18 protein-coding genes are annotated in these 15,657 nt (G+C 70.4%); 12 read left to right on the top strand and 6 right to left on the bottom strand.

The window, feature by feature from the left end:
* Nucleotides 1–207: 207 nt before the first annotated feature.
* Together LXB15_RS12955 and LXB15_RS12950 are read left to right on the top strand one after the other, a co-directional pair.
* Nucleotides 208–639 (top strand): helix-turn-helix domain-containing protein, encoded by a 432-nt coding sequence (locus tag LXB15_RS12955; protein WP_233948848.1) that lies wholly within the window; start codon nt 208–210, stop codon nt 637–639.
* Nucleotides 636–1,142, top strand: coding sequence for a DUF6456 domain-containing protein (locus LXB15_RS12950; protein WP_233948847.1), 507 nt, complete (start codon nt 636–638; stop codon nt 1,140–1,142). Before LXB15_RS12955 ends, LXB15_RS12950 begins: the two co-directional genes overlap by 4 nt.
* Nucleotides 1,143–1,187: 45 nt before the next feature.
* Here LXB15_RS12950 and LXB15_RS12945 read toward each other — a convergent pair whose 3' ends face one another.
* Entirely contained in the window at nt 1,188–1,610 is a 423-nt protein-coding gene (locus LXB15_RS12945; RefSeq protein WP_233948846.1) for a SufE family protein, read from the bottom strand.
* Between the two features lie 71 nt (nt 1,611–1,681).
* Nucleotides 1,682–2,182, bottom strand: coding sequence for a DUF5330 domain-containing protein (locus LXB15_RS12940; RefSeq protein WP_233948845.1), 501 nt, complete (start codon nt 2,180–2,182; stop codon nt 1,682–1,684).
* Between the two features lie 458 nt (nt 2,183–2,640).
* Between LXB15_RS12940 and LXB15_RS12935 the strand changes: the two genes are divergently transcribed.
* From LXB15_RS12935 to LXB15_RS12925, 3 genes are read left to right on the top strand one after another with little or no spacing between them, the layout of a single operon-like run.
* Complete coding sequence (locus tag LXB15_RS12935) at nt 2,641–4,392, top strand: HAMP domain-containing sensor histidine kinase (protein WP_233948844.1); 1,752 nt, start codon at nt 2,641–2,643, stop codon at nt 4,390–4,392.
* A 13-nt stretch (nt 4,393–4,405) separates the two neighbouring features.
* Nucleotides 4,406–5,164 carry a peptidoglycan-binding protein gene (locus tag LXB15_RS12930; RefSeq protein WP_233948843.1) on the top strand — a complete coding sequence of 253 codons (759 nt, stop codon included), beginning with the start codon at nt 4,406–4,408 and terminating at the stop codon, nt 5,162–5,164.
* A gap of 10 nt (nt 5,165–5,174) precedes the next feature.
* Complete coding sequence (locus tag LXB15_RS12925; RefSeq protein WP_233948842.1) at nt 5,175–5,507, top strand: DUF1491 family protein; 333 nt, start codon at nt 5,175–5,177, stop codon at nt 5,505–5,507.
* A 27-nt stretch (nt 5,508–5,534) separates the two neighbouring features.
* Here LXB15_RS12925 and LXB15_RS12920 read toward each other — a convergent pair whose 3' ends face one another.
* Nucleotides 5,535–6,536, bottom strand: coding sequence for a hypothetical protein (locus tag LXB15_RS12920; protein ID WP_233948841.1), 1,002 nt, complete (start codon nt 6,534–6,536; stop codon nt 5,535–5,537).
* A 129-nt stretch (nt 6,537–6,665) separates the two neighbouring features.
* On the opposite strand from LXB15_RS12920, the gene LXB15_RS12915 reads away from it, so the two are divergent.
* Nucleotides 6,666–6,863, top strand: coding sequence for a hypothetical protein (locus tag LXB15_RS12915; RefSeq protein ID WP_233948840.1), 198 nt, complete (start codon nt 6,666–6,668; stop codon nt 6,861–6,863).
* 15 nt (nt 6,864–6,878) lie between these two features.
* Here the strand turns inward: LXB15_RS12915 and LXB15_RS12910 are convergent, their stop codons facing one another.
* The 3 genes from LXB15_RS12910 to LXB15_RS12900 are packed head-to-tail and all read right to left on the bottom strand — an operon-like array spanning nt 6,879 to nt 10,255.
* Nucleotides 6,879–7,502, bottom strand: a complete 624-nt coding sequence (locus tag LXB15_RS12910) for a DUF1254 domain-containing protein (protein WP_233948839.1) — start codon at nt 7,500–7,502, stop codon at nt 6,879–6,881.
* Entirely contained in the window at nt 7,495–8,079 is a 585-nt protein-coding gene (locus LXB15_RS12905) for a DUF1214 domain-containing protein (RefSeq protein WP_233948838.1), read from the bottom strand. Before LXB15_RS12905 ends, LXB15_RS12910 begins: the two co-directional genes overlap by 8 nt.
* Nucleotides 8,080–8,110: 31 nt before the next feature.
* Complete coding sequence (locus LXB15_RS12900; RefSeq protein ID WP_233953160.1) at nt 8,111–10,255, bottom strand: transglycosylase domain-containing protein; 2,145 nt, start codon at nt 10,253–10,255, stop codon at nt 8,111–8,113.
* A gap of 145 nt (nt 10,256–10,400) precedes the next feature.
* On the opposite strand from LXB15_RS12900, the gene LXB15_RS12895 reads away from it, so the two are divergent.
* The 6 genes from LXB15_RS12895 (at nt 10,401) to LXB15_RS12870 (ending at nt 15,654) form a co-directional block, all read left to right on the top strand.
* A complete protein-coding gene (locus LXB15_RS12895; protein WP_233948837.1) occupies nt 10,401–10,877 on the top strand; it encodes a YcgN family cysteine cluster protein in 477 nt (158 codons plus the stop codon).
* 449 nt (nt 10,878–11,326) lie between these two features.
* The gene (locus tag LXB15_RS12890; protein WP_233948836.1) at nt 11,327–11,899 is read left to right on the top strand and encodes a hypothetical protein; all 573 of its coding nucleotides are present in this window, start codon (nt 11,327–11,329) and stop codon (nt 11,897–11,899) included.
* A gap of 146 nt (nt 11,900–12,045) precedes the next feature.
* Nucleotides 12,046–13,266, top strand: coding sequence for a DNA-packaging protein (locus LXB15_RS12885; RefSeq protein WP_233953159.1), 1,221 nt, complete (start codon nt 12,046–12,048; stop codon nt 13,264–13,266).
* 278 nt (nt 13,267–13,544) lie between these two features.
* Nucleotides 13,545–13,829, top strand: a complete 285-nt coding sequence (locus LXB15_RS12880) for a DUF1778 domain-containing protein (RefSeq protein ID WP_233948835.1) — start codon at nt 13,545–13,547, stop codon at nt 13,827–13,829.
* Nucleotides 13,808–14,329: a GNAT family N-acetyltransferase gene (locus LXB15_RS12875; RefSeq protein WP_233948834.1), complete on the top strand. Its 522-nt coding sequence runs from the start codon at nt 13,808–13,810 to the stop codon at nt 14,327–14,329. The genes LXB15_RS12880 and LXB15_RS12875 overlap by 22 nt, the downstream gene beginning before the upstream one ends.
* A gap of 116 nt (nt 14,330–14,445) precedes the next feature.
* Complete coding sequence (locus LXB15_RS12870; protein WP_233948833.1) at nt 14,446–15,654, top strand: phage portal protein; 1,209 nt, start codon at nt 14,446–14,448, stop codon at nt 15,652–15,654.
* Nucleotides 15,655–15,657 lie beyond the last annotated feature (3 nt).

Below are 15,657 nucleotides of genomic sequence, written 5' to 3'. Positions count from 1 at the left end.
GTTCTGCTCCAGGCGAGGTTGGCCCAAGGGTCGCTCGGCAGAAGCTTATGGGGATAAATACCTTTCCGGCGATCGGCGCGGGCCAGCGCGGGGCGCGGTGTTCCATCAGCTGCTCGCCCCGATCATGCACCAGCCATATAGGAAATTATTCACATACCGGACGAGGGTCGTTATAGAGGTCAGGAATGATGCGAATGGAGGTCTCCCATGCAGTCCCCCGGCGTCGGCGGCGATGTCGCCCTTTCCCCGCCCGGCCGTCCCGCCGGCCCGTTTCCCCGCAATGCAGCGGCGGGCCGGCGCGCCTGCCGTCTCGCCCGCGAGATCGCCAGCGCCTTCTTCGCCATACCGGTCACCGACATCGCCCGGCCCAGCCGGGCGGTGGCGCCGGTCTGCGAGGCGCGGCACGTGGCGATGTATCTCGCCCACGTTGTCTTCCAGGTGTCGCTGTCGGGGATCGCCGAGGCGTTCGGGCGGGACCGCACCAGCGTCGCGCATGCGGTGCGGCGGATCGAGGACCGGCGCGACGACGCCGCCTTCGACACGATGCTGACGCGGCTCGAGACGTTGGCGCATGCGGTGAAGACGGCGCTCGAACCGGCGCCGGACGAGGCCGCCGACGGCGGCGGAGCCGTCCGATGACGGCGCGCGGGTTCAATCCGGACGAATCGCCGCTGGCGCGCCTCACAAGCCGCGGCGGCAGGGCGGGCGGAGCGTTCCTCGATGCCGCCGAGGCGATTGCCGGCGAGCGGCTGCGCGCCGACTTCACCCGCGGCCAGCTGATGCCGGGCATCACCCAGCGCTGGGACAGCCAGCCCCGCGGGGCGCGCGGCGGCAAAGGCAGCCGCGACCTCTCCGACAGCGCCATCGATGCGCGGCGTCGGGTGGACGCGGCGATCGCCGCCGTCGGGCCGGAACTCTCCGGCGTGCTGCTCGACGTCTGCTGCTTCCTGAAGGGTCTTGAGACCGTCGAGCGGGAGCGGCAGTGGCCGGCGCGCTCGGCCAAGCTGATGCTGAAGGCAGGGCTCGGGGTGCTGGCCCGGCATTACGGCGTCAAGGCTGCGCCGAAGGGCGGCCGTCCGGCGATACGGCGCTGGGGCACCGACGACTACCGGCCGACGATCGGCGGCGGCGCGGCGAAATAACGGATTACCGGCGCAAGCTATGCCGGGGCGGCGATGCTGGTTGGGTCAGGCGGGCGCGAGCGCCTGTTTGGCGTCGCTCTGGATGCGGTTGACCATCGAGCGCAGGCCGTTGGAGCGCTGCGGCGTGAGGTGGTCCTGCAGGCCGAGCCGCGCAAACACCTGCTCGGCGTCGATGTCGAGGATCTCCGGGGCGGACTTGCCGGAATACAGCGCCAGCGCGATGGCGACGAGGCCGCGCACGATATGGGCGTCGGATTCGCCGCGGAAGGTCAGATGCGGCGGGGTCGCGTCGTCCGCCTCGCTGGTGAGCCAGACCTGGCTGACGCAGCCGCGGACCTTGTTGGCGTCGTTCACCGCGTCTTCCGGCATCGGCGGCAGCGCCCGGCCAAGCTCGATCAGGTAGCGGTACCGGTCTTCCCAGTCGTCGAGATACTCGAAATCCGCGGTGATATCCTCGATCGTCTGCATCCTGTCTCCCGCGATGTCAGGAACCGCCGTCGTCGGCGGCTCCCCGCATATAGGCGCGGCAGCCGGCGATGTCAGGCCCGGGGGGCGGGGCGGGGGATCGGCAGGCTGCTCGACGCCGTGCCGATCTCGGTGGCCGGAAGGGGCAGCGGACGGGTTTTGGAGATGCGCTCGACGGCCGGCATGGCGAGCGCCGCGTCGCGGGCGATGGTGCCGGTGGCGAGCGGATCGCGCGGCGCCGGAGCGGCGGTCGACGCCATCGTCACGCCGTTGTCCTGCGGCGCGGAGACGCCGGGGAGGCGGGCGTCGCCCTCGACGAAATCATAGGCCAGCGCGATGCCGTCGCCGATGCGCTCGCCGGCGAACCGAGCGATCTCGCCGCCGGCCGAGCAGGCCGCGGGGGCGCGGTCGCAGAAGCCGGCGAGGTCGGCGATCGCCGCCTGGGCGCCCATCATCGCGGTGAAGACGTCGAATCGCGGCGCGTCGGCCGCCGTCGTGGTGCCGTCGTCGGCCTTCGGCAGAAGCAGCGCCACGAGTCCCAGAAAGAAGCCTGCCTTCAAGATGAACCTGATCATGGGATACCCCCGGATGTCGTCCCCGGCCGGCATGATCTCCCGGCCTTCGTCTGTGCTCTCAGAAGCCACAATGCACGAGGGGCGAGAAGGTCCCGTTGAAACGTGTCGACAAGTTTATCTCAAATGCCGCGCATCCGGGCAGCGGCCGCCCGCTCCGGTTGCGCGCCGGCGAAACGCCCGGAATAGAAGGCTTTCGAGGCAAATTGGCGGGAATGGCGAAACGTTAACCATAACCGCAATCGATATTGGCCGAATCAAGGACTTGACTGGCAGTTCGCCGCCACGGAGGCCGTTGGCGGCGGCCGGTTTATGCCTTCCTTAAACCGTCCCGCCCATGATCGCCTTCGAAGCCGGGCAGCCATTCCTGCCGGAAGCGGCGCTCCACGCAGTGAACGAATACGGGTAGGCGAATGATCGAAGCGTCGGGAGCGAGGCAGGAAGGCCACGCGGCGAAGGCCGTGGCCCGCCTTCTTCGCGAGCGCCTGGACGAGCTCGTGGCGCCCGCCATCAGGGAGCCTCGCCAGCGGCGCCTGCATGCCTGGGCGATCGGCCTGCTCATCGCGACCGGCCTTGCCGCGACGGTGGCCTCGCCGGTGCTCGCGGCGCTGGGCACGGACGTGACCGTCGTCGTCGCGCCGCTGGTGCTGGCCGGGCTGCTGCTCGCCGCCGCCGCCTACCTCTCCAACCGCGGCAGCCTCGACGCCGCCGCCTGGCTCTACGGCACGCTGGCGATCGCCGGGACGGGCGCCGCGGCCGCGGCTTCCGACCTCCTCTCGCCGGCCTGGCTGCTCGCCCTCCTGGTGCTGCCGGCCGAGGCGCTGCTGGCGGGGCGCCGGCATCTGGCCCTGGCGCTGGCGGGCTCGCTGTTGGCCACCGCCGTCACCGTCATGCCGATGGCCGGGCTCCCAGGCCTCGAGCTCGGGGTCGGCAACGGTCTCCTCGCCGTTCTCCTTCTCTCCTATGCCGGTGTCGCGGCGCGCCGGCTGCTCGCCCGCCGGCAGGTGCGTGCCGCATCCCTGCGCGCGTCGGAGGCACCCGATCTTTCGGCGGCAGCGGATTTCTTCGATGCCGCATGGCTGCGCCTCGAGCGCGACGGCACCATCCTGCGCGCCTCGGCCGCGGCCCGCACGCTGTTGGCGATGGACGGGACGCTCGGCGAGGGCCTGTTCGCCCGGATCCATCCGGCGGACCAGGCGGGGCTCGCCGCGGCGCTGATCGGCGTCGGCCACGAGGCCGCACCGCAGCGCGTCGAGCTGCGGCTGCGCCGGCGCGACGGCACCTGGCGGCCGAGCGTCGCGGCGCTTGCCGCAGCGCCCGGCGGCGCGGCGGTCGACGTCGCCATCACCGCGCTGGTCGAGGACCGCCCGGACGCGCGCGCCCTGCAGACGGCACTCGAGACGGCCAACCAGTCGTCGGCGGCCAAGAGCCATTTCCTCGCGGCGGTGAGCCACGAGCTGCGCACGCCGCTGAACGCCATCATCGGCTTCTCAGACATTCTCCACCAGGAATTCTTCGGCGGCTTCGAGAGCGAGCGGCAGAAGGAATATGTCGGCCTCATCCGCCAGTCCGGCCAGCATTTGCTGTCGGTGGTGAACAGCCTGCTCGACGTCTCGAAGATCGAGGCCGGGCGCTACGAGTTGGTCCCCGAATCGTTCTCGCCCTCCGAGGCGATGGCGCTCGCCGCCGATGTCGTGCGGGACGAAGCGCTGCAGAAGGGCCTGCGGCTCGACTTGCGGCCCTGCCACGTCGAGGCGATCGTCGCCGACCGCCGGGCCTGCCACCAGATCCTCCTCAACCTCCTGTCGAACGCGGTGAAGTTCACCGACAGCGGCGTCGTCACGCTGGAAGCCCGCGCCGATGTCGATTCCATCGAGATCTGCGTCAGCGACACCGGTATCGGCATCGCGGAGGCCGACATCGACACGCTGGGTCAGCCCTTCGTGCAGGTTTCCTGCGGCACCGCGCGGCGCTATCAGGGGACCGGACTCGGCCTGTCGCTGGTCAAGGGGCTGGTGGAGCTGCATGGTGGGAGCTTCGCCATGAGCAGCCGGCCGGCGATCGGCACCATGGTGACGGTCCGGCTGCCGCGCGATTGCACGAAGACCGAGGAATCGTCATTTCTTGCTAAGGAAAACATCGTAGCGCTGAGTGATGCCCGCACCAAAACGAACACCCTCACGAAGCCCGAAGAAACGCGCCGCACGGCCTAGCCCCGGCGGCCGGTTGCTGCGGCTCGCCGGAGGCGCGCTGTCGCTCGGCGGCCGCAGCGTCCGGGCCGGCGGTGCCGTGCTGGCGCGCCGGCCGGCGCTGTCGGCGGGACTGGCTGCCTTCGGCATCCTGTTCGGCTCGATGGCCGCCAACGCGCTCTACGGACAGCCCGGCAAGCACCCGCAGCCGCTGCTGGCGACGCGCGGCGACACCGCCGGCGTCGCCACGGCAGCCCTCGGCAACAATGGCAGCCTGATGCCGGTGCCGCTGGTCAAGGAAGTGCAGTCGGCGCTGGCCTCGGCCGGCTATTACCACGCCGCGATCGACGGCAAGCCGGGACCGGCCACCGAGGCCGCCGTGAAGGCCTTCCAGAAGGCGCAGGGGCTTGCCGCGGACGGCGCGGCGACGCCGCAGCTGCTCGCCAGGGTGCGCGAGTTCGCGGCCGCCGAGCCGGCCGTCCCCGACGCCATGGCGGTCGCCAGCCTCGAGGAGCGCATGGGCCGGACCAGCCGGCCGCTGGTGCAGGACGACAGCACCGAGATCGCCGAAGACCCGCTGGCGACGCTGTCGACGCTGAGCGAGGACGAGCTGGTGCGGCGGATCCAGGCTGGGCTCAATGCCGCGCAGGTCGCCGAGCTGTCGGCCGACGGCATCGTCGGCGAGCGGACCCGGGCGGCGATCCGCACCTTCGAGGCGCTGGAAGGGCTGGAGGTGACCGGTGCGCCCGACCCGAAGATCCTCGAGCGGCTGATCGAGATCGGCGCGATCCAGTGATCCCGCGGCGATGCGCGTAACCAGCGATCTCTTCGTCGCGCAGCTGCTGCGCCGGCTGTTCGCCGACGGAGCCTTTGCTGCCGTGGTCCGCCGCGGCGCGGAGGCGGCCGGGGCGATCTTCGTCGTCGCGCGCGGCCGCTCCGGCAGCGTCCGGCTGTACGGGCCGGCGCCGCAGAGCTTCGGCGAGGAAGACGGCTCGCGCCGCTTCATGGCCGAGCCCCCCATGGACGACGCGGCGATGGAGCAGCGGCTCGCCCGCGAGGCGCGCTTCGATCCGGATTACTGGGTGGTGGAAATCGAGACCGACGACGTGGCGGCCTATCTCGACATCGTCGAGGAGTGACCTGCGCCGGCCGCGCCGGAGTGCCGCCTAGCGGGCGCCGTTTGCGGCGGAGGGGGCGGCGCGGCGGCGGCCGAAGGCGGCGCGCGCCGGGGTGACGGCAAGCCGCGGCTCCAGCTCTGAGGCCCTCGGCTGCAGCGCCGGGGACGCCGCCTGGGGAGCCCGGGGCGGCGCCATGCGCAGCCGGATGCGGCAGATCTCCGCGTCGAGCTCGCGGTAGCGCCCCTTCATCGCCTGGAAGGCGTGGACGTCGAGGCCGACGCGCGGCTTCAGCAGCATGATGACGGTCAGCGCGTCGCCGCTGCCGACGCGCATCGCCTTCAGCGCGGCGGCGAGCAGGTCGCCCGACGGCTCGGCCACCAGTTCCGTCATCGTATCGGGGGCGAGTTCCGTGAGCCGCGCGAGGCCGCGATAGGCGCGGCCGATCTCGCCGGCGCGCGCCGCGGCGATGATCTCACGGACGGTGCCCGGCGTGGTGGCAGCCTTCGGCGCGGCGCCGGGCTGGACAAGGCGGCGGAGCGTGGCGCGGGCCTCGGCGGCGCTGCCAGCGAGCGGGGTGGGCGAGGGCAGGGCGGCGCCGGGCGACGGCGCTTCGGCCGCGACAGCGGCCGGCGGCGTTTCGGGGGTGGGCGCCAGGAAGGTCACGGCCTCGGTCCCGGCCCGCATCGCGGCAACCTGGCGGCGCTGCGGGTCGGGGGAGGCGGCGAGCGCCGCCAGGTCGTCTTCGGTGAGGCAGCGGCTGGTCAGCAGGAACGGCGCGGCGATGTCCACCGGCGCGGCGAGCAGGCAGTCGACGACGGCCCGCGGCAGCGACGGGGCGTCGGCGAGGCTGACGGCGATGCCCGAGAGGGTCGGGTCGCCGAGCTTGTCCCAGACCGGCACGAGGAGACGTCCGAGGCTGCGCGCCTGGTGCTCGCTCGGATTGCGCAGCGCGGCGTAGCTCGCCACCGCGGCGCGCACCACCGTATCGAACCCGCCGCGCCCGGCTTCCTTCTCGAGCGAGCGAAAGATGCGCGGCGCCTCGTCCTTCATGGATTTCCCGGATAGTTGATCGATCGTTTCCCCGGTCGAAAGGATTATGCAAGATATATTAGCAAGCTGTTAACTCCGCTCCGGTCTTCTGACATCGGTTCATTACCCTACGGCAGGAGCGGAGGGCGCATGCAGGAGGAGGACACGGTCATGGGAGAGATCGTCACATTGCAGGCCGCACGGGCGCCGGCGCCGCTGTGGAAGAAAAGGGCCCGCAAGGCTGACGGAAAGGGCAAGGTGGTGTTCCTGCCCTGCGTCAGGCGCGAGCGGCTGGTGCCGCCGTCGGAGGCCGCAGAGCCGGGCCGCGAGGCGCCGCTGACGATGTGAGCCGGTGGTCCGGCGTCAGCCGCCCCGGCTCGCCGGGGTGTTGGCTGCGACCGGCTCGTTGGGCACGCAGGCTAGCGACTCCACGAAGGCATCGACCGAGGGACGCTTGCTTTCCTCGTCCACCAGGACCCGGATCGTCATGTAGCCCTCGACGAGGTTCACCTCGACCGGGATGGAGGTTGACTCCCGGTCCATGCCGAGCTCGTCGGCGGCGTCGATGATCTGCTCCGTCGTGCCGACCAGGAGGTCGAACGTGCCGGCGACCGCCGATCGGTCGTTGATGCTGTAGAGATTGTCGCCGCGCCGGTTGTAGATCGAGGCCGACCAGAACGGCGCGTTGCTCTGGGAAGCGAACATCCGCACCGGCCCGTCGACCAGCGAAAACCGGCAGCTGGCGGCGATGAACGCCGGATCGACGAAGGCGAAATCGTGCCGCTCGGCAATCGCCGTCGGCGCGATCCGATCCGGCCCGTCCGCCCGCAGCGGCTCGACGCGGACGATCTCGTACATCCGGCCGAGGCCCGACAGCCGGCCCCAGGCATTGTTCTGGGCGACCGTCGGCATGAAGAAGATGACGGCGATATGGACGAGCGCAGCGCCGACCAGACCGATCGCGATCGCCAGGAGCAGCCTACGCATCGGGACAGCTCTCCAGCGTCAGTTCCGGCAGCTCGACATTGGCGACGCCGCTCGCGGCGCTGACGGGCGTGTCGTAGAGCGACAGAGAGAGGACGAGCGGGCCGGTCCCCGCCGTCGCCAGCCAGTTGCCGGCCCGGGCGCGGGGGCCGACGGCGATCGCGAAGGAATTGTCCTCGGCGCGCATCAGATTGTTCGACGTCAGCCAGGCGACGCGGCCGGAGCCGGGCTGGATGAGCCGACCCTCCTGCGAGTAGGGGGCGATGGTCCAGACGCGGGCGGCGGGGGTCTGGCCGGCGAGCCGGTACTGGCATTCGCGCCGCAGCGGCCGCCCGGCGGCATCGCGGTCGGCGGTGAACTGCACGCCTTCGCCGAGGCCGAGGGTGAGATTGCCGATCTTCGCCAGCCGGGCCTTCGAGTAGGGATCGGCGTCCGGCGCGCCGGCGGACGGATTGGCGACCCACGGGCCGATCGTGACCGTACCGATCTCCGCCGACTGGTCGAGCGCCCAATGCGCCGACCAGCCGCCGAGGCCGAGCGCGATGGATAGCGCTAACAAGACGAGGAAGATGAAGCGCATGCGCCGAAATCCCGATGCGGTGGCGGACGACCTATGGCCGCGTGTCGTCGCCTGTCGCGCGGGCGGAGGCAAGCTTTTCGGGTTCCAGCGGCGGCAATTCGTCGAGCGCGCTGGCGATGCCGGCGAGCACGTCCTGCGCCGCGCCGGTCAGCGTATCGAGGCGCGGTGGCGGCTCGGCGCCCTCCGCCACGACCGCGTCGGGCTTGGCTTCGGGGAACGGATCCTCAAGGAAGGGGATCGGCTTCAGGTCGATGTTCTGGTGCGCCGTTTCCATGAAACGCTGCCAGGTCATCGCCGGAAGCGTGCCGCCGGTCATGTTGTTGGTCGGGCGGTAATTGTCGTTCCCGAACCAGACCGCGGCGATATAGTTGCCGGTGTAACCGACGAACCAGGCATCGCGATAGCTCTGCGTCGTGCCGGTCTTGCCGCCGACGCGGGTCATCGACAGCTGCGCGCGCCGTGCCGTGCCCCGCTCGGTCACGCCGACCAGCATCTCGTTCATCGACTTCGCCGCGTCCTCGGTGAGCACGCGGTGGCGGGGCGCCATGTCGCGCCGTGCGTCCCACAGCACCTTGCCGGAGGCGTCGGTCAGCTGGATGATCGCATGGCGATGGGCGTCCATGCCGCCATTGGCGAACACGCCGTAGGCGGTCGTCTGGTCGAGCACGGTGACCTCGCTGGTGCCGAGCGGCATCGTCTTGTCGCTGCGCAGCGGCGAGGCGATGCCCATCTCGTGGGCGAGGTTGGTGACGTTTTCCAGGCCCACCTTCTGGCCGAGCTTGACCGCCGGGATGTTCAGCGAGCGGGCCAGCGCATTGGCGAGGGTCACCGTGCCGGAGAACGAGCGGCCGTAGTTCTGCGGCGACCAGTTGCCGATGGTGATCGGACTGTCGACGATCGTGTCGGTGGGCTTCATGCCCTGCTGCATCGCCGTGGCGTAGACATAGACCTTGAAGGACGAGCCCGGCTGGCGCTGCGCCCTGGTGGCGCGGTTGAACTGCGAGACGCCGTAGTCGCGGCCGCCGACCATCGCCCTGACGCCGCCATCCTCGCCCATGACCACCATGGCGCCTTCGTCGACCTTGTAGTTCTTGCCGAACTGCAGGAGGTGGTACTCGACCGATTCATCGGCGAGCTTCTGCAGCCCCATGTCGAGCGTGGTGCGCGCGACGAAGGTGCGCTCCGGCAGGCCGGCCTCGTTGGCGATGCGCTGCACCTCGTCGAAGGCGAAGTCGAGGAAGTAGTCCGGCGACTGGATGGCGGAGCGGTCGACCGCGACGGCGGGCTGGCGCCGCGCCGCGACCACCTGGCCCTCGGTCATGAAGTTCGCCTGCACCATGTTCGTCAGGACGACGTTGGCGCGGGCGCGGGCCGCCGGAAGGTTGATGTGCGGGGCGTAGCGGGCCGGGGCCTTGAACAGGCCGGCGAGCATCGCCGACTCGGCCAGCGAGACGTCGCGGATGTCCTTGTCGAAATAGAACTCCGCCGCCGCCGCCGCGCCGAACGTGCCGCCGCCCATGTAGGCGCGGTCGAGATACATCGCGAGGATCTCGCGCTTGCTGAGATTGGCCTCCAGCCAGAGGGCGAGGAAGGCTTCCTTGATCTTGCGGTCGATCGTGCGCTCGTTGGTCAGGAAGACGTTCTTGGCGAGCTGCTGGGTGAGCGTCGAGCCGCCCTGGACGACGCCGCCGGCCCGGGCGTTCTCGGTCATGGCGCGCAGGAGGCCGAGGAAATCGATGCCGAAATGGTCGAAGAAGCGGCGATCCTCGGTGGCGAGCAGCGCCTTGATGAACTGGTCCGGCAGCTCGTCGATCGGCACCGCGTCCGAGCGCAGCACGCCGCGGCGGCCGATCTCGTTGCCGTGGCGGTCGAGGAACAGCACCGCGTAGTCGACATTCTGCGGCAGGCCGTTGGCCGTCACCTTCATCGCCGGCTGCGCCAAAGCGAGCAGGAGGACGAAGCCGACGAGGCCGAGCGTCAGCCCCTCGCAGGCGAGTTCCACCACGATGCGGTTGAAGCCGCGGGCGCGGAACTTGCGCGAGAAGATGGTGACGCCTTCCCACCAGGCGGCGAAGGCATGGAAGAATCGCCACAGGCTCGAATCGATCCAGGCGTCGATTTCGATCAGCCCCGACGGCTGCCGGCGTTTCCGGGCGGATTCAGACGGTTCCTGCAACGTCAACCTGTCACTCTTGGTCACAATCCGCGGCGAACGGTCCCGCCGGCGCACGCGACCGCCAATGCCCCTTCAGGTGTTACTGCTTCTCCCATATACGTCGTGAAACAGAAAATGTCCTGAACGATCGGCTCACATTTCCAAGATGGGTGAATCCAGCAACACGCCGTTCTGGCGCGACAAACCGCTCGAGGCGATGAGCCCGACCGAGTGGGAATCGCTCTGCGACGGCTGCGGGCGCTGCTGCCTGAACAAGCTCGAGGACTGGGACACCGGCGAGATCGCCTGGACCAATCTCGCCTGCCAGCTGCTCGACGGGCAGAGCTGCCGCTGCAGCGACTACGAGAACCGCCATGCCACCGTACCGGACTGCGTGCAGCTCGACCCGGCGATGGTGCGCGAGCTCGCCTGGCTGCCGCAGACCTGCGCCTACCGGCTCGTCGCGGAGGGCCGCGACCTCTACTGGTGGCACCACCTCGTCTCCGGCGATCCCGACACGGTGCACCAGGCCGGCATCTCGGCGCAGGGCCGCACGGTCAGCGAGCTCGGCAAAGAGCTGGAGGAATACGAGGACCACATCGTCGAATGGCCGGGGGAGGATCCGCTGGAGGACGCGGCGTAGGGGGGCAGGGCGCTTTCGCTCCGTTGGAGAGTGGGCGCGCTGGCCGCTGAGTCCGCAAGCGTTCGCGGTGTGGGCGCCCTCTCTCCCCTTGAGGGAGAGAAAGCCTTTTCGCGGTCTTGGGCCGAGGCATGCCGAGGCCCAAGTCGCAGAAAAGGCAAGAGAGGGGTGAGGGGGCGTTCATGCCGGGCGCGGAGCGGCGAGGAGAAGAATACCCCTCTCTGGCGATTTCTATCGTTTAGCGCCTGCGGCGCTAAGCCGATGAAATCGCTTTCTCCCCCTCAAGGGGGGAGAGGGAGTGTCGCGATATAGGAAAATATCCCTTGACAGCGTGACGGTGGTCGCGTAGGGTTCGGGCACAGTCGGAAATTTGCGGGCGGCGGAACGAGAGTTTCGGCCGCCTTTTGCTTTTCCGGCGGCGGGTTATCTAAGGCGGGGCAGGGAGTAGGTCGATGGCGCTGGCGTCGGAGCGGCTTCTGGCCCTGCTGGTTCGCGAGATCGCGGCGTTCGAGGCGGATGTCGCGGGCGCAGAGGATGATAATCCCAAGGGCGAGACGGTCGGGCGGGACGGCGGGGCCGAGTTTGCGGCGGCGGCCGGGGCGGCGGATGCGGCGCAGGCCGGGACGCGGCGCCGGGTGGCCGGGGCGCCTGCGGCGGCCAAAGGCGGCCCGGCGAAGCGCGGCGGGGCGACGGCGGCTCCCGGCGCGGGGGCCGGCGCCAGGCGGATGGGGCCGAAGGAGCGCATCGAGCATATCGGCCAGATGGCGAAGGTGCTGGAGAAGCTCCTGGAGCTGCGGCGGCTGGAGACGCTGGCGGCGGCGGGCGGGCCGCAGGACGACGCCGAGGCCGCGCGGCTCGGCGCCGAGCTCCTGTCGCGGCTGCGCAGCCTCGATGCGCGGCGCCGGCACGGCGAATTGCTGTTCGGGCCGGAGGTTTTAGCGGGAGGGGCGGGCGCGGCCGGTACGGAAGGAGATTTGGCGGCCGATCAAGCGGGCGCTGTCGATGCCACCGGTGGAGGACGATGATCCTGCCGGCCGATGGTCGGGCAGCCTGCGATGCCTATTGCGACGACGTCCCGCAGGATCATGACGGCCCCCTGAGGGAGCCGGAGTACTGGGACAGGACCGCACGGGAAATCAACCAGTCCCCGGCCGCCGCCCTTCTCGGCGCCATGCTGCCCTGGCACACCGTCGGCCGGCCGGCGCAGCTGCCGCCGGGGGGCGAGTGGCGGCAGTGGCTGCTGATCGGCGGGCGCGGCTCGGGCAAGACGCGGGCGGGGGCCGAATGGGTGAACGCGCTGGCGGCGGGGACGCCGCCCTTCGCGTCGCGGCCGCACGGGCGCATCGCGCTGATCGCCGAGACGCTGGGCGACGCGCGCGAGGTGATGGTCGAGGGCGAGAGCGGGCTGATGCGAGCGGCGCTGGGCGCGCGGCCGGTGCTGGAGGTGACGCGGCGGCGGCTGGTCTACGCCAATGGCGCGGTGGCGCAGATCTTCTCGTCGGAGGACCCGGACGCGCTGCGCGGCTACCAGTTCGACGCCGCTTGGGGCGACGAGCTGGCGAAATGGGTGCATGGCGAGGCGTGTTTCGACAATCTGCAGTTCGCGCTGCGGCTGGGCGAGCGGCCAAGGGCGCTGTTCACCACGACGCCGCGGCCGATCCCGCTCCTGAAGCGGCTGATCGCCGATCCGGGCACCGCGACGACGCACATGCGCACCGACGAGAACGCCATACACCTGGCGCCGGGCTTCATGGCGGCGATGGCGGCGCGCTATGGCGGCTCGCGGCTCGGGCGGCAGGAACTCGACGGGCTGATGCTGGAGCTGCGCGAGGACGCGCTGTTCGACGTCGCGGCGATCGAGCGGCTGCGGGTACGGGCGGCGCCGGCGCTGCGGCGCATCGTCGTCGGCGTCGATCCGCCGGCATCCTCGACGACGCGCTCGGACGCCTGCGGCATCGTCGCGGCGGGGCTGGCCGCGGACGGGACGATCTACGTGCTTGCCGACGCCTCGGTGCAAGGGGCGAAGCCGCATGTCTGGGCGAGCGCGGCGGTGACGCTGTTCGAGCGGCTGGAGGCCGACCGGATCGTCGCCGAGGTGAACCAGGGCGGCGACATGGTCGAGGCGGTGATCCGCGCGAGCGCGCCGGCCGTGCCGTTCCGTGCGGTGCGGGCGAGCCGCGGCAAGTGGGTGCGGGCCGAGCCGGTGGCGGCGCTCTACGAGCAGGGCCGCGTGCGCCACGCCGGACGGTTTGCCGAGCTCGAGGACGAGATGGCGGATTTCGGGCCGGACGGGCTGACCGGCGGGCGCTCGCCCGACCGGCTGGACGCGCTGGTCTGGGCGGTGACGGCGCTGATGGGGCCGGTGCGCGAGCCGCGGGTAAGGGGGTTGTGAGGGGTAGCGTTGCCGGCGGGCGCTGAGTTGCGCAGAAGCGTGGCAGCACCCCTCTCTTGCGATTTCTATCGTTTAGCGCCTGCGGCGCTAAGCCGATGAAATCGCTTTCTCCCCCTCAAGGGGGGAGAGGGTGCTAGGCATCAGCGGTAGCGGGGCGTGCGGAAAATCCATGCCGCGCGGGCTGACGTGAGCACATTGTCAATACGACGCGGCTTGTGCCATAAGCCATGAAGGCACCACGCTTCGATGATGCCTGATCGGTCTTGGAGGATCGGCCAATGACAGCGGTGAAGAAGGCCAGCAACATCAATGTCCGCATCGCCAGCGACGAGCTGGCGCTGATCAGGCGGGCGGCGGACGCTTCCGGCAAGAGCCTGTCGAGCTTCGTCATCGAAGCCGCCACGGCGAGCGCCGAGAAGGAACTGATGGACCAGCGGTTCCTGCATCTCGACGCCGCGCTTTTCGATTCCGTGGCGGAGACGCTGGCGCAGCCGGCCAGGGTGCATCCGGAACTGGCGGCGCTGCTTCGGGATGACAGCCGGTGGGCGACTTCAAAGCCCTAGGGCTCTTCGCCCCGGAGCCGCTGACCGACAGCCACGACTTCTCGGACTTCAGGTGCGGCAGGCCGAGCCTGGATGCGTGGCTGTCGGACAGGGCGCTGGCCAACCAGAGCGCGAACTACACGAAGACCTTCGTCGTGCGCGACCCGGAGATGCGGGTGCGGGCCTATTATGCGCTGTGCGCCGGGATGATCCTGCGCAAGGACGTGCCGCGCTCGCAACGATCCCACGGGTCGCCGAACGAAATACCGATCGCGCTCCTGGCGCGACTGGCAGTGCACGAGGACCTGCACGGCAAGGGTATCGGAAAGGCGCTTCTGACAAATGCGCTTCGAAACGCGGCTTCTGCGTCGCAAGCGGTGGCTTTCCGTGCCGTCGTGGTGGATGCGCTCGATGCCGACGCCGCACGTTTCTATGAGCAACTGGGATTTCAGCCGACCCCGATCAGCCCGCTGAAGCTGATCCTGCCGATGCAGGACATCCTCGCCTCCATGGGGGTGTGAGCGGAAGAGCGCAGCTCCACCGCAAATCCATCTGAGAACCATCACCAACCTCGCTGCGGCGGGGTTTTTTGTTGCGCCTGTGACGCTTTGTCAGGCGCCCGAAGTCGGAGATCCTCATGCGCTGGAAGACGACGATCGCCGGGTGGTTCGGCGGCGGGAGCGATGATGGGCGGCCGGGCGGGCCCGGCGAGCGCAAGGGGGCGGCGGTGGCGGGCGGTGCGCTGGTGTTTTCCGGCGCCGGCGAGGACGGAGCCTGGCGCGAGAAGGGCTATGCGGCGCTGGCGCGGTCGGGCTTCATGCAGAACCCGGTGGTGTATCGATCGGTGCGGCTGATCGCCGAGAGCGCCGCGGCGATCCCGACAGTGCTCTATGACGGCACCGAGGAGGTGGCGGGCCATCCGATCATCGAACTGCTGCGCCGGCCGAACGGGTCGAGCGACGGCGCGGCGCTGATCGAGGCGCTGTGCGGGCATCTGCTGCTGTCGGGCAACGCGTATCTGGAGGCGGTCGGCATCGACGGCCGGGTGCAGGCGCTGCATGCGCTGCGGCCCGATCGCATCCGCATCGTCGAGGGACGCGACGGCTGGCCGGAGGCCTATGAATACCGGGCGGGCGCGGCGCTACGGCGGATCGCGGCGGAGACGGGGAGCGAGCGGCCGCCGCACCTGCTGCATCTGCGGCTGTTCCATCCGCTGGCGGACCTCACCGGCTATGCGCCGCTGGCGGCGGCGCAGGCGGCGCTGGAACTGCACAATGCGGCGTCGCGCTGGAACAAGTCGCTGCTCGACAATTCCGCCCGGCCGTCCGGCGCGCTGGTCTACCAGCCGGCCGATGGCGGCAACCTGTCGCCGGAGCAGTTCGAGCGGCTGAAGGCCGAGCTCGACAGCGGCTATTCGGGACCGGCGCGGGCCGGACGGCCGATGCTGCTGGAAGGCGGGCTCGACTGGAAGGCGATGGCGCTGTCGCCGAAGGACATGGATTTCGTCGAGGCACGCAACGGCGCGGCGCGCGACATCGCGCTCGCCTTCGGCGTGCCGCCGATGCTGCTCGGGATCCCCGGCGACCTCACCTATGCGAACTATGCCGAGGCGAACCGGGCGTTCTTCCGCCTCACCGTGCTGCCGCTGGCGACGCGGTTGACCGGGGCGATCGGCGACTGGCTGGGCGGGCACTTCGACGCGCCGAGCCTGCGGCTGTCGGTCGATCTCGACAAGGTGGAGGGGCTGAGCGCCGAGCGCGAGGCGCGCTGGGACCGGGTGGCGTCGGCCGACTTCCTGTCGCGGGCCGAGAAGCGCGAGGCCGTCGGCTACGGCGCCGAGGGCTGACGG

The organism is Aurantimonas sp. HBX-1 (assembly GCF_021391535.1).
Classification (GTDB): domain Bacteria; phylum Pseudomonadota; class Alphaproteobacteria; order Rhizobiales; family Rhizobiaceae; genus Aurantimonas.
This window is presented reverse-complemented; position numbering and strand designations above follow the sequence as displayed.